General features: G+C 69.9%; 13 protein-coding genes and 5 pseudogenes. 7 read left to right on the top strand and 11 right to left on the bottom strand.

Annotation, left to right across the window (positions count from 1 at the left end):
* Positions 1 to 101: 101 nt before the first annotated feature.
* Positions 102 to 290, bottom strand: a pseudogene (locus ACFV9O_RS18625) (transposase); the annotation flags it as partial.
* 53 nt (positions 291 to 343) lie between these two features.
* On the opposite strand from ACFV9O_RS18625, the pseudogene ACFV9O_RS18630 reads away from it, so the two are divergent.
* Positions 344 to 970, top strand: a pseudogene (locus ACFV9O_RS18630) (CBS domain-containing protein); the annotation flags it as partial.
* A gap of 97 nt (positions 971 to 1067) precedes the next feature.
* Here ACFV9O_RS18630 and ACFV9O_RS18635 read toward each other — a convergent pair.
* Both ACFV9O_RS18635 and ACFV9O_RS18640 read right to left on the bottom strand, forming a co-directional pair.
* Entirely contained in the window at positions 1068 to 2060 is a 993-nt protein-coding gene (locus ACFV9O_RS18635; protein ID WP_385419019.1) for an Acg family FMN-binding oxidoreductase, read from the bottom strand.
* Positions 2061 to 2168: 108 nt separating this feature from the next.
* Positions 2169 to 3071, bottom strand: coding sequence for a DUF1918 domain-containing protein (locus ACFV9O_RS18640; RefSeq protein WP_385419022.1), 903 nt, complete (start codon positions 3069 to 3071; stop codon positions 2169 to 2171).
* A gap of 215 nt (positions 3072 to 3286) precedes the next feature.
* On the opposite strand from ACFV9O_RS18640, the gene ACFV9O_RS18645 reads away from it, so the two are divergent.
* Positions 3287 to 3961 (top strand): CBS domain-containing protein, encoded by a 675-nt coding sequence (locus ACFV9O_RS18645; RefSeq protein WP_385419025.1) that lies wholly within the window; start codon positions 3287 to 3289, stop codon positions 3959 to 3961.
* 223 nt (positions 3962 to 4184) lie between these two features.
* Here the strand turns inward: ACFV9O_RS18645 and ACFV9O_RS18650 are convergent, their stop codons facing one another.
* From ACFV9O_RS18650 to ACFV9O_RS18660, 3 genes are all read right to left on the bottom strand, one after another.
* Positions 4185 to 5546, bottom strand: coding sequence for a nicotinate phosphoribosyltransferase (locus ACFV9O_RS18650; protein ID WP_385419027.1), 1362 nt, complete (start codon positions 5544 to 5546; stop codon positions 4185 to 4187).
* 39 nt (positions 5547 to 5585) lie between these two features.
* Positions 5586 to 6194 carry a hypothetical protein gene (locus ACFV9O_RS18655; protein ID WP_385419028.1) on the bottom strand — a complete coding sequence of 203 codons (609 nt, stop codon included), beginning with the start codon at positions 6192 to 6194 and terminating at the stop codon, positions 5586 to 5588.
* A gap of 139 nt (positions 6195 to 6333) precedes the next feature.
* Positions 6334 to 7152: a universal stress protein gene (locus ACFV9O_RS18660; RefSeq protein ID WP_385419030.1), complete on the bottom strand. Its 819-nt coding sequence runs from the start codon at positions 7150 to 7152 to the stop codon at positions 6334 to 6336.
* A 180-nt stretch (positions 7153 to 7332) separates the two neighbouring features.
* Between ACFV9O_RS18660 and ACFV9O_RS18665 the strand changes: the two are divergent.
* The 4 genes and pseudogenes from ACFV9O_RS18665 to ACFV9O_RS18680 form a co-directional block, all read left to right on the top strand.
* A pseudogene (locus tag ACFV9O_RS18665) lies at positions 7333 to 7515 on the top strand (universal stress protein); the annotation flags it as partial.
* 1 nt (position 7516) lies between these two features.
* Positions 7517 to 8302 (top strand): annotated as a pseudogene (locus ACFV9O_RS18670) (AAA family ATPase); the annotation flags it as partial.
* A gap of 73 nt (positions 8303 to 8375) precedes the next feature.
* Positions 8376 to 8572 (top strand): annotated as a pseudogene (locus ACFV9O_RS18675) (alcohol dehydrogenase catalytic domain-containing protein); the annotation flags it as partial.
* A gap of 217 nt (positions 8573 to 8789) precedes the next feature.
* Entirely contained in the window at positions 8790 to 9434 is a 645-nt protein-coding gene (locus ACFV9O_RS18680; protein WP_385419033.1) for a CBS domain-containing protein, read from the top strand.
* Positions 9435 to 9624: 190 nt separating this feature from the next.
* Here the strand turns inward: ACFV9O_RS18680 and ppdK are convergent, their stop codons facing one another.
* Complete coding sequence (gene ppdK, locus ACFV9O_RS18685) at positions 9625 to 12327, bottom strand: pyruvate, phosphate dikinase (RefSeq protein WP_385419035.1); 2703 nt, start codon at positions 12325 to 12327, stop codon at positions 9625 to 9627.
* A gap of 109 nt (positions 12328 to 12436) precedes the next feature.
* Here ppdK and ACFV9O_RS18690 point away from each other — a divergent pair, with 109 nt between their 5' ends.
* A complete protein-coding gene (locus tag ACFV9O_RS18690) occupies positions 12437 to 14002 on the top strand; it encodes an NADH-quinone oxidoreductase subunit C (protein ID WP_385419037.1) in 1566 nt (521 codons plus the stop codon).
* A 31-nt stretch (positions 14003 to 14033) separates the two neighbouring features.
* On the opposite strand, the gene ACFV9O_RS18695 is transcribed toward ACFV9O_RS18690, so the two are convergent.
* From ACFV9O_RS18695 to ACFV9O_RS18710, 4 genes are all read right to left on the bottom strand, one after another.
* Positions 14034 to 14321 carry a pyridoxamine 5'-phosphate oxidase family protein gene (locus tag ACFV9O_RS18695; protein ID WP_385419040.1) on the bottom strand — a complete coding sequence of 96 codons (288 nt, stop codon included), beginning with the start codon at positions 14319 to 14321 and terminating at the stop codon, positions 14034 to 14036.
* 274 nt (positions 14322 to 14595) lie between these two features.
* A complete protein-coding gene (locus ACFV9O_RS18700) occupies positions 14596 to 15207 on the bottom strand; it encodes a hypothetical protein (protein ID WP_385419042.1) in 612 nt (203 codons plus the stop codon).
* A complete protein-coding gene (locus ACFV9O_RS18705) occupies positions 15204 to 16463 on the bottom strand; it encodes an ROK family glucokinase (protein ID WP_385419044.1) in 1260 nt (419 codons plus the stop codon). Before ACFV9O_RS18705 ends, ACFV9O_RS18700 begins: the two co-directional genes overlap by 4 nt.
* Positions 16464 to 16601: 138 nt before the next feature.
* Positions 16602 to 17891 carry a DUF2254 domain-containing protein gene (locus ACFV9O_RS18710; protein WP_385419046.1) on the bottom strand — a complete coding sequence of 430 codons (1290 nt, stop codon included), beginning with the start codon at positions 17889 to 17891 and terminating at the stop codon, positions 16602 to 16604.
* Between the last annotated feature and the right edge of the window lie 164 nt (positions 17892 to 18055).

The raw sequence follows: 18055 nt of genomic DNA on the forward strand, positions 1-18055 counted from the left end.
GCTTTCGCCTCCAGGTAAGTCAGGCGACCCAGAAACATTCCTCCAAGTTCCTCCCGAGTGAGTCGGGGATACAGCGAAGCGCCTCACGGCGCACACAGGCCGTAGACCGTCTCCCACGGGCCGTACCGCTCGGGCACGTCCCGCCAGGGAGCACCGGCGCGGGTGCGCCAGCGTATGCCGTCTATCAACTGCCGCTTGGCGTGCACCGGTGGTCGGCCAGGCTTCTTGCCGACCGGGAGCAAGGGCTCCAGCTTCGCCCACTGCGCATTCGTCAGATCATGCCGCCCCATGAAGTGGATCTTGACACATCAAGATCCACTTCTGAAACGCACCCTAGCCGGGCGGCCGCGACGCGCCCTTCAAGGAGATCGTCCGGACCATGGACCAGTGGAAAGTCAGTGCTCTGCCGGTCCTGGAGGGCGAAGGGCGCGTCATCGGTGTCGTTTCCGAGGCCGACCTGCTGCCCAAGGAGGAGTTCCACGAGAGGGCCATGAGCCTGTACGAGCAGCGACAGCGCCTGGCCGACGTTGCCAAGGCGGGAGCAGTGACCGCGGAGGAGCTCATGAGCAGCCCTGCCGTCACGGTCCACCCCGGCACCACCCTGGCCCAGGCCGCGCGGATCATGGCCGTGAAACATGTCAAGCGGCTCCCCGTGGTCGATGACGAGGACATGTTGCAGGGCATCGTCAGCCGCGCCGATCTGCTGAAGGTCTTTCTGCGCCCGGACGAGGAGATCGAGGAGGAAGTCCGCCGCACCGTAATCGCCTACCTCTTCCCAGCGTTCAGTCACTCGATCCACGTGAAGGTGCATGACGGGGTCGTCACCCTCCGCGGACAGATCCGTGACACCCAGCTCATCTCGGTTGCCGCGCGCCTTGTCCGCGCCGTGGAGGGCGTCGTGGACGTCGAGTCTCATCTCACCGGCGAGTCCTCCGCACCGACCGGACCAGCAGCCGTGCAGGAGCAGTAGCAGTATCGGGACGACGGACTCGTCGCCGACGAGCGGGATGGCGGACCTGCCAGGCCAGGACGAAGAAGGCGCGGCGCTCACCGGCGCCTTGGCCGGGTCACGGCTGGATGTCGAGCACTTCTTTCACCGGACGGCGGGGTGTGCTGGGTCCTTCGGGGCCGTATCCGAGGCGCAGCACGATCTGCGTGTAGCCCCTTCCCGACACCGGATCTCTCAGCGGCCAGCGCAGGTCGGCCCACTCCAGGGCCTGGGTGGCGAAGGAGCTGGACAAGCCCTCAAGAGTGGCCAGCAGCAAGACGCGTTCCATGGCCTGGCCGGCACGCAGCCAGTCCTCCGGGCGGTCGTCCGTCGTGCTGAGAAGGGCCAGTTGAGGGTGCTGCTCGAATTCGGCGGACCCACGGCCGGCCACCGGCCTGGTCCCGGCGAAGTCGCGCATGGGGGCCTTGCCACCGCGTTTGCGCGGCCCGAAGGCGTAGTCCGGGATCCCATCGGGAGCCGTGTTCACGGATGAGGCGTCGATCCGGGTCCATTGCGCCACGTCCTCGCCGCTGCCGCGGTCCGTGACGTTGCGCCGCTCGGCTTCCTCAACCAGGTCCAGCACCTCCTGCTGGTGCCATGGACCGGGGAAGGACAGCATGGCCACCTCGCGGTCGGCGGCATCGATCAGAGCCATTCGTACGGCCTCGGGAATCTCCGTCTCCTCGAACGGGAAGCGGCTGCTGTGTCGCCGGTGGATTGCCGGATACAGCGTGGCGAGGTCGCTCTCGCCGCTCTCGGTGTCGGTCAGCTGCACGGTCGCGAGCAGCGCAGGGTCGGCGGGGTCGGGAAGCAACCGGATGGCTGGGTACCAGCCATCGTGAACGATCGCGACCCGAAGGTTCAGCAGGGCGGCGCCGCAGCCGAGGTGGAGGGCGCGGGCGTCGGGGTCGGAGTGCGGCATGACGCGATCGAAATCAGCGCGCTCGTGGAAGGTGCGGCTGCCCTGGAAGTAGCGGAAGCGCCACGGCTGCGCATTGTGCATCGACGGGGCCGCGGCAGCGTCGTAGACCAGGGCCGTCACACGCTCTTCGGACGGTGCTTGCGGGATCACCGGAGCCTCCCTTCGCGAGTCGGCGGCCGAACCGGGCGGGAACGCCCTTCGGCTGCCGCAGCCCTTGTCGCGGAAGGCGTGCCGCAAGAGGCGGCGCTCCTTCGCTGCTCACTCATCGGCCGGAGTGATGCGGCGGCCGGTGAGGCGCTGGGGCTGGATCAACACCCACATCTCGCGTTCGCCGCCCGCCCATGGCCTGGTGTGGGCCTGATCGCCCAGCCGTCGCACCGCGTCGGGCTCCATAACAGCGCGCGCCGGGCCGACGACGAGAACGCTCCAGCCCTGGCTCGCGGCCTCGTCCAGATGGTCGATCTCGAAGGCGACGTCCGTACCGACGGCCGCAGCGGGCACGGAGTCCGGCGTGGTGCGGAAGGCGATCGCGTCGTCGATGACTTCGTAGTTCACCGGGACGACCGCCGGGCCGTCGGGGGTCGTCACTGCGATGCGGCCCACACCGTGGGTGGAGAGCAGGGCGCGGCATTCGTCCGTGCTGAGGTCCCGCAGCTGAGGGTGGAGGAGAGCCTGGCCTTGGCCGGGAGGCAGATCGATGCCGCCCCCGCGCAGGGCTTCGACGCTGGTTCCCAGCGCGTCGGCCAATCGGATGAGAGTCCCCAGGGTCGGGTCGGCCGCGCGCTCTTCGAGGTACGCCAGGTACTCCGGCGCCATTCGGGCGCGGATTGCCATCGCAGCCCGGGTGAGCCCCTGCCGCTTGCGCTCTGCGGCCACGCGTCGGCCGATGTCGCCCGGGTTGGGTGCCCTCTCGGATACGGCATCCGCTCTGTCCGTGCCCGGCCCGGAAGGAGTGTGGTTCGTCGCGGGCTCGTGCTCCACATGGCGTATGTGCGCATCGGGCCCGGGGAAGACCAGCGTCACCTCGTCCGTGTCCGACCAGCGCACGTCGTAGGGGGGTGTTCCATCCGTATGGTGGAGTCCGACTATCTCGCCGTCACGCCTGGTAGCGCCGGTCGTCGGGCTTTCGATGACCAGTTGATCGCCGAGGTGAGCTCGCATGATCGCCACCGTTTCCTCAGAATGCTGCTGTACCCAACGTGCCACGCACGGCGTGCCGCCGCACGGGCCGACAAGCCCTGACCCCGGGGCCGACCAGACCGGTCTCGGGACCAACGGCCCCTGGGCCTCGGCTACGCACGTGTGGGCCACTGGTTCCCGACACGCTCGACACGTGACCACGACTGGCTGTCACGGGCCTCGAAGGGAAGGGCGACATGCACCACCGCACGGTCGCAGAGCTCATGACCCGACAGGTCGTCCGGGCGCGGCGTGACCTGCCGTTCAAGGAGATCGTCAAGCTGTTGGCGGACAACGACGTCACCGCCGTACCCGTGGTGGACGAACTGGACCGGCCCATGGGTGTCGTGTCCGAGGCCGACTTGCTGCGCAAGTCCGCGGACCAGGCGGACCCGTCCGGCCGGACACCGATTCCTCATCTGGAGGCGTGGGAGCGGGCCAAGGCCGAAGGCACCAGCGCCGAGGAACTGATGTCGGCTCCCGCCGTGTGCGCACATCCGGAGTGGACCGTGGTCGAGGCGGCCCGCTTCATGGAGGTCCACGGCGTCAAACGGCTGCCCGTAGTGGATGAGACCGACAAGCTGCAAGGCATCGTCAGCCGCGGCGACCTGCTGCGGATCTTCCTGCGCCGGGACGACGCCATCCGCGAGGAGATCACCCGGGATGTGCTGCAGCAGACGCTGGGCCTTGCTCCCTCGGAGGTGACGGTCGAAGTACGCGAGGGGCAGGTCACCCTCGGCGGGTCCGTCGAGTACAAGAGCCTGATCCCCATCATCGAACGGTTGTGCCGGAGCGTCGACGGCGTGGTCTCTGTCACGGAGCACATCGCGTACCGGAATGACGAGACCAGGACTTCCGCAACAGGCACATGAACTTCCAGAGCCGGCAAGGCCCAGCTCCGCGCTGATGCGCTCGGTGTCCGAGTTCGGCGGCGGGCTGGTGCGGTAGTCGAACTGCCCGATGTGGCGGGTCTGCCATCGGACGACGCCGGTGCGTCCTCCTTGATCTCGCCGTGGACGACCTCGGAGTCGGTGGCCTCTATGGTGATCTGGTCCATGCTCACGCCGGACAGCTCCCGTCCCGCCAGGTACGCGCCTAACTTCTGGGGTTGCTCCTGTGCCGTATGGCGGGAGTCGGCGTCTCCTCCTCGATACGACGCCGAACACGGTCGGCGAGTGCGCTCAATCGCTCGGAGACCGTCGCCGAAGGCGCGACCGGGGCTCGGATCAGCCGGGCCTTCGGCGGCAGTTCGGCCAGGTCGGTCGCGAATCTCTCCCGGCACTCGCCGAGCGTCGTCCTCGCGCTCGTGCGCCGCCCGTTCCGCATCACCGTCTCCAACAACGGCCTGGCCCCGTCAGGTGGTTGCTCGTCCGCGAGGCCGATGACGTCGGCGTAGTCGGCGCGACGGAACACCTGCTTCGGGCCGGGTGCCGTCACTTTCGCCGTAGAGAGCTTCATCACCGGGCGGCCGTCGTACTCCACCATCTTGTACGCCGAGTCCAGATACGGGGCGTCGGCCGAGACCCCGACGCGGGTACCGACGGCGTACACGTCGATCGGCGCACCGGAGCGGACCAGTTCGTCCACCGCGTACTCATCAAGACTGCCGCTGGCGACGATCCGTACGTCCGGCAGTCCGGCGGCATCGAGGATGGCGCGCGCCCGTATCGCCAGGGCTCCCAGGTCGCCGCTGTCCAGCCGGATCGCCGAGCCGGGCCCGCGGTCCAGGTCCCGCAGTACGCGCGCCGCGATGTGGACACCTTCCTCGGTGTCGTAGGTGTCCACCAGCAACGTCACCGGACCGGGGTGGGACCGGGCGAAGGCACGGAACGCCTCCTCCTCCGTCGGAAACGCCTCGACGAACGAGTGGGCCATCGTGCCGATCGCAGGAACGCCTTCGGCCGTGGCCGCCGCCACGTTGCTGGTCCCTGCGAAGCCCACCATGGCGCCCAGCCGGGCGGCCTGGAATCCTGCCTGCGGACCATGGGTGCGCCGCAGAGAGAAGTCCACGACCGGGTGCCCGGCCGCGGCGAGCACGCACCGCGCGGCCTTCGAAGCGATCATCGTCTGATGGCTGAGCTGGTTGAGCACATACGTTTCGACCAACTGCGCCTGCGGAAGCGGAGCGGTCACCTCCAGCAGAGGCTCTCCCGCGAGCACGATCCGCCCCTCCGGCACCGCCCGTACCTGGCCGGTGAACTCCAGGCCGAGCAGCGGCTCCAGATCCCGCCGCGGCCGGTGCAGCACAGCGGCGAAGGCATCGATGTCCTCGGAGCCGACACGGAGGCCGGAGAGGAAATCCAGTGCTGACTCCAATCCCGCGGCGACCAGAAAGCCGCGGTCACGAGGCAGGTTGCGGACGAATAGGCTGAACGTCGCCGGGGCTGTCATCCCCTCCCGCAGATACGACATCGCCATCGTCACCTCGTACAGATCGGTGGTCGTCGCATCGGACATCACCTCACCTCCTCGGTGCCAGAACGGCCCTCCGGCCTGTCACTGATGGAAGCGTGCGGACCAGCCGGGCTCCACCAGACCCCACTCGGCGTCCCACTGCGCGTACCTTCTACGGTCCAGCACCAGACGCATCCCCACCCTCGCGGCGTAGACCCCCGTGCCCACAGCAACCGCCGTCATGGCACCCACCAGCCAACCAGTGGCCGTCGCGTTGTCCACGGTCATCGGCGGAGTCCTCAGCGTTCCCGCACGGTCCACCCACACCTGTACGGCCGCGCCCCGGGGCGTGCCCGCCTCCACCCGCGCGAGCCCGGACCTCTCCTTGCCATCCGTCCCGATCCAGCGGACCCGTGCCCGCTGCGCGGCGTCCCGCGCTCCATCTCCCTCGGCGGGCCCAACCACCCGAGCGGTGATCTCCTGCCGTTCTGCCGACTGGACCTGCACGATGCGCATCGAGGACTCGTAGGCCGCCAGCCCCGCACTCACCGAGGCCGCCGGCAGTCCGAGAGCGAGCACGAGCATCAGGAAGCGGAAGAACCAGGATTCGAAGCTGTCGGACGCACGCCTCAGGGGGTTTGCACCCTTGGACGAATGTTCCTGGTCCGAGGGGTGAGGACTTGATGCGTAGGGCGAACCCTGTGCACTCATGGCCTGTCCTCCAACTGTCGCTGGTCAGTTGCCCCACCACCGTCGAACGGCCGCGGTCCCCCGTCACTGGGCCGAAGGTCCCAGGTGGGCGGCCACCCGGACCTCACGGGCTGACGCTCCGTTCCCCGGGCGGTGAGCTTCATATCTGTGGAACGACCACGACCGGACACGGTGCGTGATGCAGTACTGCGTGGTTGACCAGGCCAAGCTGCAACCCCAGGTGCCCACGCCGCCTGCGTGCTCCGACGACGAGCAGGTCTGCGCCCGACGCGGCTTCCAGGAGCGCCTGGCGGGCCGGTCCCTCGACCACCCGTCGGCTCACTGACGTATTCCGGTACCGCTCTGAGGGGCCGCTCAGCGCGTCGTCGAGCACCTGCTTCGGCGGGCGCCGGTGGGTTTCGAGGGCGTACGCGGACGGGGGCGGCTCGGAGAGCGTCCCGTATGCGGCACTCCAGGCGTGCACCGCCACCAGCCGACAGCGCCGCACGTGGGCTTCGCGAAACGCGAACTGCACTGCCGTGCCACTTCCCTGCCCGTCCTCGACGCCGACGACGACGCTCCCGAACCGAGCGTTCCGGTACTCGGCCCCACCGCGCACGACGACGACCGGGCAGTCGGCGCGCGCCGCCACGGCCAGGCTGACCGACCCCAGGAGCAGTCCGGCGAGATCTCCGAGCCCTCTGGATCCGAGGACCAGGGCGAAGGCATTGCGCCCCTTGCTGAGCAGCGCGGACGCCGCGTCTTCTTGCAGCACCTCGCTCGACAGCCGCACCGTGGGAGCACTCTTCCCGGCTCGCTCCGAGGCAGCGGCGATCAGGTCGGGCACCTCGTGGCCCGGCGCGAACGCGTGCACGAGGTGGAGCGGCACGTTGTGGCGGACTGCCTCGTCGGCAGCCCAGTCCACCGCCTGCAGACTCGCCTCGGACCCGTCGATGCCGACCACCAGGGGAATCGCCACTGCCTTCACCTCCTCCCCCGCACCTCTCCGAGCCCTGCCACAGCGGGGTCCGCATGCGCAGCCGGATGCTTTGGGGTACTCCTCGAATCAGAAGGAGCCGTGCTTGGCGTGACCGCGCAGTCCGGGCAGGCGGACTCGTTCACCGTCATTCCAGCTTCTTACGAGACGGAGGCAGTCGCCATGGAGCCAGTGATCACCGTGGGTCTCGATGGCTCGCCGGAGAGCCTTGCCGCTGCCCATTGGGCCGCCGAGGAGGCCGAGCGGCGCAAGCTCACGCTGCGCCTGCTGCATGCGTGGCCCATGCTGGCTCCGGAACCGACCCGCGTCCCTGCGGAAGTGGATCAGAACTACTGGGCGAAGCGGCCCGCAGGCCGCGGCGTTCTTCCTCGCCCAGTACAGCGAATACTCGGGCGACCCCGCACCACCCTCTCTGTGGCACCACTATGTCGCCTACCGCGCCTTCCTCCGCGCCAAGGTCTCCCTCATTCAGGCACGCCAGGGCGCACCCGGCGCGGAGGGCGCGGCACGCCGACTGGTGACGGCGGCACTGCGCCACCTGCGCACATCCGCTGTCGGTCTGACGCTCGTCGGCGGCCTCCCGGGCAGCGGGAAGTCCACGCTCTCCGGCGCACTGGCCGACCGGTTGGGCGTCACGCTGCTCAGCAGCGACCGCCTCCGCAAGGAGCTGGCGGGCATACCGGCGGAGGAGTCCGCGGCTGCCGGCTACGGCGAGGGCCTGTACTCACGCGAGTGGACTGCCAAGACCTACGCGGCCCTCCTCGACCGCGCGTCCGCCCTCCTGTCCTCCGGGGAGTCCGTCGTCCTGGACGCCACCTGGTCCGATGCGGGACAGCGCGAAGCCGCCCTGCGCATGGCCGAACACACCAGCTCCGACCTGGTCGCCCTGCACTGTCAGGTACCGGGCGACGTGTCGGCGTCCCGCCTGAGCACCCGCGCACCCGGACCGTCCGACGCCGATCTTGACGTGGCCACCGCCATGGCGGCGGCAGAACCGCCGTGGACAGAAGCCGTCACGATCGACACCAGCGGCCCGCTGGAGTCCGCGGTTGTCCAGGCGCTGGCCGCCGTACGCCCGTGGGGCACCGGTCAGGCCCCGGTCTTCCGCCGCCCCTACATGGACCTGGGCTGACGGAGCGCAACAGGCCCGGTTTCCCCCAGCCTTCCGAGCGACGGTGGAGATGAGGTGGCAGGGAGTGAGTACCATGCGAGCACTCGTCTACACGGCCCAGAGCAGACCTCCTGGGACACGGTCACGGATCCCGTGATCGAGGAGGCAGCCGACGCGATCGTGCGCGTCGACGCGACCACCGTCTGCCGCAGCGATCTGCGCGTCCTGCGCGGAGACCTCCCCGAGGTGAAAGCGGGGACGGTCCTCGGCCACGAGGCCGTCGGCGAGGTGCGTGGCCAGCATCTACCGCGCACTCGGTCACACTCCTGGCGGTGGCCAGCCGGCCCTCCCCGCCAGGCCCAACGTCACTGGTCGCCGGAGCGGCGCGGTGCTGTCATGGGTAGGGAAGGACGAGCCAGCAGGGCCGCGGAGGCCGGCGCGCCGTGCGTCGTCCGCCCGGGCGGTCCGACCGCGGACGCCCCGTCGCACAGCGGAGGAGGCCGATGCCATGCTGCACCGCCGCACGGTCGGTGACGTGATGACCGAGGAGGTCGTCACCCTCCGCCCCACCACACCGATCCAGGAGGTCACCGCCCTGCTGGACGCGAACGACATCGTCGCGGCCCCGGTCGTCGACGACGACGGCGCCCCCATCGGCGTCGTGTCCGCGTCCGACGTGCTGCGACACGAGGCCGGCATGCCCGATCCGCGGGGGCAGGACGGGGACGACGAGCGCGCCTGGGGCAAGGCCCGGGCCCGGACCGCGGGCACGCTCATGAGCAGCCCCGTCTTCACCGCCCGCGCCGACTGGACCATCCCCCGGGCCGCGCGGGAACTCCGCAGGCGGCACGTCAAGCAGCTGCCGGTGGTCGGCGACGACGGGCTCCTCACCGGCATCGTCAGCCGCAGCGACCTGCTCGACGCCTTCATCCGCTCCGACGTCGAGATCCGCGACGAGGTCGAGCATGACGTCCTGGGACGCATCCTCGGCCTGGACGAGGGCACCGTCGCGGTCGAGGTCCGGGACGGGGTCATCACCCTGCGGGGTCACGTCCCGGAGCCGCGTCTCGTCCCGGTGGTCGTGGCCCTCTGCCAGGGCGTCGACGGCGTCGTCGCCGTGGACGCCCACTTCGCAGCCCCCCGCGCGGGCTAGCGCCCCGACACCATGCAGCGGGCACCGAGTCAGGGTGTTCCGGCCGCCCAACGACATGGAGGCGTTTTCCAGACTTCCGAGGTGTTGCCCGTTGGGGACCCTCTTCGTCGAAGCCCGGCGGCCGTCCGCTACGTGATCCGCCTGCGGGCGGCCTGGGCTCGAGAAGCACGCTCCAACCGGGCGCAGGTAGTCACTTGCTCGCATCTGCGCGCCGGGTCGTCAGCGCCGCCCGGCCCGCTTCGAGGCGCGCGACCGGGACGCGGAAGGGAGAGCAGGAGACGTAGTCGAGTCCGGCGTCATGGAAGAAGTGCACCGACGTGGGGTCTCCGCCGTGCTCCCCGCAGACGCCGATCTTGAGGTCCGGACGGGTCGCGCGGCCCTCGGCGACCGCAATCTGCACCAATCGCCCGACGCCTTCGCGGTCGAGGGTCTCGAACGGGGACGTGGCGAAGATGCCCTTGTCGAGATAGGCCGGGAAGAACGCCGCCTCGACGTCGTCGCGGGAGAAGCCCCAGGTGGTCTGCGTCAAGCCGTTCGTACCGAAGGAGAAGAACTGGGCTTCCCGCGCGATCCGGCCTGCGGTGAGGGCCGCCCTGGGCAGTTCGATCATGGTCCCGACCGGGCATTCGACGGTGATTCCGGTCTCCCGTGCGACCGTGGCCAGGACCTCGTCCACCTCTTCCCGCACGAGGTGCAGTTCCTCCGCCGCGTCGACGAGCGGGACCATGATCTCGGCCCGTGGGTCGCCGCCAGCCTGCTTGCGCGCGACCACGGCTTCGGCGATGGCACGCACCTGCATGGCCACGAGCCCGGGGACCACCAGGCCCAGCCGTACCCCGCGCAGGCCGAGCATGGGGTTCTCCTCGTGCATGCGATTGACGGCGGCCGGCAGAGCGGTGTCGTGGGTGTCCGGAGTTCTGCCGAGGGCTTCGTCCCGGGCGAGGCGCACGGCCAGCTCCGTACGGTCGGGAAGGAACTCGTGCAGGGGCGGGTCGAGCAGCCGGATGGTCACGGGCAGGCCGTCCATGGCTTCGAGGATGCCGGTGAAGTCGTCGCGTTGGAGAGGCAGAAGAGCGGCGAGCGCCTTGTCGCGCTCAGCATCCGTGTGAGCGAGGATCATGGCCTCCACCAATGGACGCCGGTCGCCGAGGAACATGTGCTCGGTACGGCACAGGCCGATTCCCTGCGCGCCGAACCGGCGGGCACGCGCCGCGTCCTGCGGGGTGTCGGCATTCGCCCGCACCTCCAGACGCCGGACGTTGTCGGCCTGTCGCATGAGCCGGTGCACCTCGCGCACGCCCTCCTGCGCCCTGTCATCGTCGGGCAGTTGTCCGCCGGCGTCGAAGTAGCGCATGACCGTGGAGTCGACCAGCGGAACGGCGCCGAGGCGGACCACCCCTTCGGAGCCGTCCACGGAGATCACGGTGCCTTCGGACACGGTCACGTCGCTGGCCGTGAAGAGGCGCGCCCTGGTGTTGACGTGAATACTCTCGGCTCCGCAGACGCATACCTTTCCCATGCCCCGTGCGACGACCGCTGCGTGGCTGGTCTTGCCTCCCCGGCTGGTGAGCACCGCCTGTGCGGCGACCATGCCGGGCAGGTCGTCGGAGGCCGTCTCCTGGCGTACGAGGACGACCTTTTCACCGGCGGCGGCCCTGCGGACCGCTTCCGCCGAGTCGAAGACGACCGCTCCCACGGCCGCGCCCGGCGACGCGGGGATGCCCCGTGCGATCACGCCGCTCGTACCGGCGGCGTCGAAGCGGGGGAACATCAGACGTGCGAGCGCATCGCCGTCGACGCGGGCCAGCGCCTCCTGCGGGGAGATGAGCCCTTCATCTGCCAGCTGGGAGCCAATGGTGAAGGCGGCCTGGGCGGTGCGCTTGCCGACGCGGGTCTGCAGCATCCACAGCGTGCCTCGCTCGATGGTGAACTCGATGTCGCAGAGGTCGCGGTAGTGCGCTTCCAACTGGCCCATGATGTCGCGCAGTTTGTGGAACGACCGCGGGTCGAGGGTGGCCAGTTCCTGGAGTGGCACCGTGTTGCGGATGCCCGCGACGACGTCCTCGCCCTGGGCATTGGGCAGATAGTCGCCGTAGATGCCGGGACGGCCCGTGGCCGGGTCGCGGGTGAAGGCGACGCCGCTTCCCGAGTCGGCGCCAAAATTGCCGAAGACCATGGTCTGGACGGTGACGGCCGTGCCGAGGTCGTCCGCGATGTGTTCGCGGCGCCGGTAGAGCCGGGCGCGCTCTCCGTTCCAGGAGGTGAAGACCGCGAGGATCGCTTGCCGCAGTTGCTCGGCCGGGTCCTGCGGGAACTCCTGGCCGGTCTGTTCGAGGATGAGGTCCTTGAAGGATTCGACGATCCGGATGAGGTCACAGGTGTCCAACTGTGTGTCGTCCGCCGCGTGGTGCTGATCCTCGATACGCCCGATCAGGCCTTCGAAGAGCGCGCTGTCCACACCCATCACCGTGCTGCCGAACATCTGCACAAGGCGCCGGTAGGAATCCCAGGCGAATCGGTCCCCCTCGGGCGTCTTGGCCAGTCCGAGGACCGAATAGTCGTTCAGGCCGATGTCGAGGATGGTCTCCATCATGCCCGGCATCGAGAACTTCGCCCCCGACCGCACTGAGAGCAGGAGCGGGTCGTACACCTGGCCAAGCTGCTTGCCAGCGGCTCGTTCCAGCGCCGAAAGGTGTTCACCGACCTGGCGGTCCGGGTCCGCCGGCGGCTTCCCCGTGGCCCGGAAGACACGGCAGGCCTCGGTGGTGACGGTGAAGCCGGGCGGGACCGGCAGGCCCATGCCGGCCATTTCCGCGAGGTTCGCGCCCTTGCCTCCGAGCAGATCGGCCATGTCCCGGCCGCCCTCGGCGAAGTCGTACACATAGGTGGTCATGACAGGTTGCCCGTTTCTCTTCCGTGTCTACCGTGTGCCGTCCGGGACGGCATCCCGGGGCTGCGGTTCGTCAGTCGTGCGGTACGACCGCGACGGGGGCCAGGGAGTGGTGCAGAACCCCACTGGTGACGGCACCGATGTGGGTGCCGATCCGTGCGCGGCGAGTCCGACGTCCGACCCCGACCAGCCGGGCGCCGCGGGATACCTCGACCAGATCCTGCGCCGGCCGTCCCTGCGTGCACTGCCGGACGACGGGTACGGCGGGGTACTTCTCCGGGCCGAAGAACTGCTGCGCGCCGGTCGCCGCCTGGCCCTGATCGCCGCCCACCACGACAACGACCGCGTCCGCGTCGTCTACCTCTTCGTTGCAGGGCCGCCTGATACCTGCACCGAACTACACGTACACTTGAATGCCGACGCACCCGAGGTGCCCACCCTGGCCCATCTGTCTTTCCCCGCAGGCCGCTTCGAGCGCGAAATGCGGGACCTGTTCGGCATCGTCCCCCTCGGCCACCCCCTGCCCCGCCGCCTGGTCCGCCACTTCCACTGGCCGCGCGGCTGGTACCCGATGCTCCCCGACGCCGGCCCACCGCCCCCGTTCGGCGAGCAGGAAGGCCCCTACCCCTTCCTGGAGGTCGAGGGCGACGGCGTCTACGAGATCCCGGTCCGGCCGGTGCACGTCGGTCTGATCGAACCGGGCCACTTCCGCTTCTCCGTCGTCGGCGAGACCATCCTCAAACTCAAAGCACGCCTCTGGTTCGTCCACAAGGGCATCGAGAAACTCTTCCAGGGCCGCTCGATCGCCGCCGGGCTGCCGCTCGCCGAGCGGATCAGCGGCGACACCACCGTCGGCCACGCCCTCGCCTACTGCCTCGCCGTCGAAGAAGCCACTGGCATGACCGTCCCGCCAGAGGCGCAGCGCGCCCGCGCCCTCCTGCTGGAACTGGAACGCCTCCACAACCACATCGCCGACATCGGCATGCTCTGCAACGGCGTCGACCATGGCATCCTCAACGCCCCCGCCCAACGCGTACGCGAACAACTCCTGCGCCTCAACGCCGAGATCACCGGACACCGGCTGCTACGCGGCGGCGTCGTCCCCGGCGGCGCAGCCCTGCACGCCCTGCCCGCCCCTCGGCGCCTGAAAGTGACCGGCAACGACATCCGCGAGATCGCCCACCTCGCACTCGGCCACTCCACCGTCCGCGACCGGTTCACCGGCACCGCCGTCCTCACCCCGAGCGCCGCACGCGACATCGGCTGCCTCGGCTACGTCGCCCGCGCCAGCGGCCTCACCGGAACCGACGCCCGCATCGGCCACCCCTTCACGGCATACGGCACACTGCTGGACATCCCCGTTCACGGCACGGGCGACGTACTCGCCCGCTTCCTCGTCCGCGCACAGGAGATCGACGTCTCCCTCACCCAGATCGACCACCTCGCCCAGGGCCTCACCCCGGGCGCCATCCTCGCGCACTCACCCGCCCCGGGTGCGGGCACTGGCACCGGAGTCGGCATCGTCGAAGGCTGGCGCGGCACCATCACCACCCGCATCGAACTCGCCGGACGGCACCCTGGCCAGGGTCAAGCCCGTCGACCCGTCCTTCTTCAACTGGCCCGCCCTGCCCGTCGCGCTCGCCGACACGATCGTCCCGGACTTCCCGCTCACCAATAAAAGCTTCAACCTCTCCTACGCCGGCAACGACCTATGACGCCGCCGGGCGCTCCAGGCGGAAGCCGGTGACGATCTCCGCCCGGATACGAACCACGTGCCCCATCTCCATGTCCACCCACGGGATGAGCATGTTCTGGTAGCGGGCGATGTCAGTCTGGTCCGACACACGGGTCGCGACGCCGGTAACGATCACGCTCCAGCCCGTGCGGGTGGCGGGGTCGAGCTCGTCGGCCTCGTACGCCACGACCTCGGACTCGATGGCGCTGCCAAGCAGCATGGACCCTTCATGCGTGCGGATCACGACGTCGCCGTCGTCCACGACATGATTGACCGGCCGGATGGCCGGCAGCGCCTCATCCCACCGACACACTGGCCAGCAGCTCGAGGGCGCCTTCCCGGCTCAGCTTCACCATGCGGGCACCAGGACCCGGATCGGACGTCACAGCCGGCCTCCGTCCCTGTGCATGCGCCCCGCACCCTCAGGCCGGAGCAGATCGACCTCGTCGATCCGGTACTGCAGGGTCTTCGGGGGCGTAGGCGTCTGCGTCTCACTCACCCGCCCCACAGTAGTGAGCGGAGGCGCATGCTCCGGATCAGGGGGTCGCCGTCGAGACGACATACACCTTGGGCGAGGACGGATCGGTCAGATCGGCCGTGATGTGCTGGGTCGGTCTGGGCTCCTTCTGCCGGTGCGTGGTGCCCGACCAGTAGGACTCGGGTCCGAAGTCCCATCCGACGGTGGAGGCGTCGCGCTCGTTGATGGTGACCTCGCCGGTGATCAGTGCGGAGCGGCTGGTGCCGGCCTTGGTCAGGAAGAGGTCCAGGCCCGCGGCGGTGGTCCGGAAGGTCACGTAGAGCCGGCTGGACTTCCAGTTGGAGGTCTCGTAGTAGGCGACCTCGGTGGACTTCGCCGGGATGGGCACCTCGAAGACGCGGCGCTTCATCTTGGACGGCCAGTTCTCGCGCAGTCCCGTGGCCGACGACTCCCGCTCCTTGTCCCGGCCGCTGTCGCGGCTCTGCTCCGCGGAGATCACCAGATAGCCGGCCGGGATGCCGATGAGCAGCACGATGACGATCGCGGTCAGCCAGCGGCGGCGGATCATGTGGCGCCGGTCCTCCGGCGGACGCGCGGTCTCGTCCGGGCGGACGGTCCCGGTGGTGCGGGTCGTCCCGTCCGGGCGGGTGGTCTGTCGGGGCAGGGTCATGAGGAGGGGTCCTGGGGGGTGGTGCGGGTGTTACCGGTGTCGCCGCTGTCGCCTTGGCTGCCGGTCTCGCCTTGGCCGCCGATGCGGCCGTTACTGCTGATGCTGCCGATGCCTCCGAGGCCGCCCGGGTTGCGGAGGGCCTGGGCGTACCGCTCGTATCTCTCGTGCCGCTCGACGCGGCGCCGGTTGGCGCGCCGGAAGCGCCGGGCGACCAGCCGCGCGAGGTCGGCGGCACCGACCATACCGGCCTCGGGACCGAGCTCGGCCTTGGCGATACGGGCCTCCGGCCGGTAGCCGCGCCCGGTCAGATGGCGGCGGAAGGCGTCCCGGGCAGGCCCGATCAGCAGATCGTCGGCGGCACTGACGCCGCCGCCGATGACGAAGCAGGAGGGGTCGAGGGCGGCGGCGAGGTTGGCGATGCCCACGCCCAGCCACTGGCCGATGTCCTCGAGCAGCTCGACGCACATCGCGTCGCCCTCGCGGGCCAGCTCGGTGATCAGCGGGCCGGTGATGTCCGGGACGTTGCCCTTGACCCGCTCGATGATGTTGTACGCGACCGGGGAGTCGGCCGCCGCCAGCTCGCGCGCCTCACGGACGAGGGCGTTGCCGGAGCTGTACTGCTCCCAGCAGCCGCGGTTGCCGCAGGGGCAGCGGTGCCCGCCGGGCACGACCTGCATATGGCCGAACTCGCCGGCGACGCCGTACTTGCCGCGCTTGACCTGCCCGCCCTCGAGGATCGCGCCGCCGATGCCCGTACCGAGCGTGATCATGACCAGATGGTCCTCGCCGCGGCCGGCGCCGAAGCGCCATTCGGCCCACGCGGCGGTGTTCGCGTCGTTGTCGACCATGACGGGGACGGCCAGGCGGTTCTGCAGCGCGTCGCGCAGCGGTTCGTTGCGCCAGGCGAGGTGGGGCGCGAAGAGCACCTTGGAACGGTCCGCGTCGACCCAGCCGGCCGCGCCGATGCCGACGGCGTGCACATCGTGCCGGTCGGAGAGGTCGAGGACCAGCTCGACGATGGTGTCCTCGACGACCTTGGGGCTCTTGGACTTGTCGGGGGTCTCGGTGCGGACCTTCTCCAGGATGACCCCGTCGGCGTCGACGACGCCGGCCATCACCTTCGTACCGCCGATGTCGATGCCGACGGTCGGGACACGGGGTGCGGTGAGGTGGGAGCGCCGCTCCCGCGTGCCGACGGTCCGCAGGGCGGTCGCGCGGGCGGAGCCTCGTTGTGCGAAGTCACGGTACGTGCTCACGGCGTCCCTGCGAGTGATGGTCGGCGGTCCGCTCTCGGCGGAGGCGGACGGCGCCCGCCGTGCCCGATTGTGCCATCCGGGCATCCCGGTGGGCCTGCGCGACGTCGGGGGGCGCGCACCGGACGCCCCTGCCCGCGCTCACACAGGGCCGTCGACGGCCCCGCCCCCGATGCCCTGGCGGTCGGGGGTCAGCGCGATCGCCAGCAGGACGGGGTCGGTGAACGAGCGCGCCACCGACTCGTCCAGGAGCTTCAGCTCCGCCCGTACGGCGGGCAGGTGCGGTTCGGGCAGCGCGGTGAGCAGGCCTTGCAGCAGGGCCCGGAGCCGCCGGCAGATCTGGGTGGAGGTCGCACCGTACTGGCGGATCTCGGTCACACCGAGCTGGAGGAAGTCCTCCCAGGCCCGGCCCGGGACCACCAGCCGGGTCCGGCCGTGGCTGTCGTGGAGGGTGTAGCTGCGGCTCAGCTCCGCCTTGCCGACGGTGTGCAGGAACGCCTCGATGTGGTTGAGGAGCTGAACGGCGGTCGTGGGGTCGTTCACGGCCGGTGAGAGAGCTCTGATCGCGATGTCGACGAGGATGCGCAGGGCGAAGGCGGGGTCCTGCTCGATGGTCCGCTCGACGCCCAGCGCGACGAGCCCGGTCAGCGCCCGGGCGTCGGGGGGCGACGCACCGTGGACCTCGAGCAGCGTGGCGCCGGGCGGTACGGAGTCGCCCACCCGGTGAGCGAGCACGACCACGCAGTCGTGACGCTCGGCGACGGCCCCCAGCCGCGCCGCGTTGATGCCCTGGATCGTGCCGCCCTGCTCGGTGGGGATCCGGCGCACGGGTCCGCCCGTCAGAGGTGCCGTCTGCTCCCCGGCGCGGATCGTCCCGCTCTCGGCCAGCATCCTCCCCCGGTCGATCAGCCGCCGTCCCGCCCCTGACACCAGGGCCGCAATGGCCACGGGTCTGAGGTTGTGGATGAATCGGTTGAGATAGATCAGCAGGAGCAGCAGACTCGCGGCGACGCCCGCTCCCGCCAGGGTGACACCGAGATCGGGCACGAAGTCCGTCTCGATGCGGCGCAGCAGCGAGAAGGCGAAGGCGAACGTTCCGGCGAAGGTGGCGAGCACGGCCTTCTGCAGCCGGTCCCGGTACCAGAGCCGCATGTACCGCGGTGACAGCGTTCCCGTGGCCTGCTGCACGACGAGGACCCCGATGGTCACGACGAAGCCGAGGAGCGCGACCATCGCGCCGACGATCGAACTGAGAACGCTGCTCGCGGTCGACGCCGAGTACTGCCAGTCCTTCGGCACCTCCACTCTGGCGTCGAGCCACACCGTGGCGTCCGCGAGGAGCACGCCGAGAACGATGCCGAGCAGCGGGACGATCCACAGGCTCGCCATGGCGTACTGCCGCAGCCGGAAGACCGTCGCCCAGGACATCATCGCTCGCGCCCCCGGGGTGTCAGCTGATGTTCTCTCTCCTCGATCCACGGTAGGGCCGCCACCCGATATGCACGAATCAACCCGAGAGTTCCGAAAGGCCCGAAATGCCATGACTGTCTAAGCTGATGGGGCGGCACGGGACTGCCTGGCCAGGGCGAAAGGGG

The organism is Streptomyces sp. NPDC059909 (assembly GCF_042730885.1).
GTDB lineage: Bacteria > Actinomycetota > Actinomycetes > Streptomycetales > Streptomycetaceae > Streptomyces.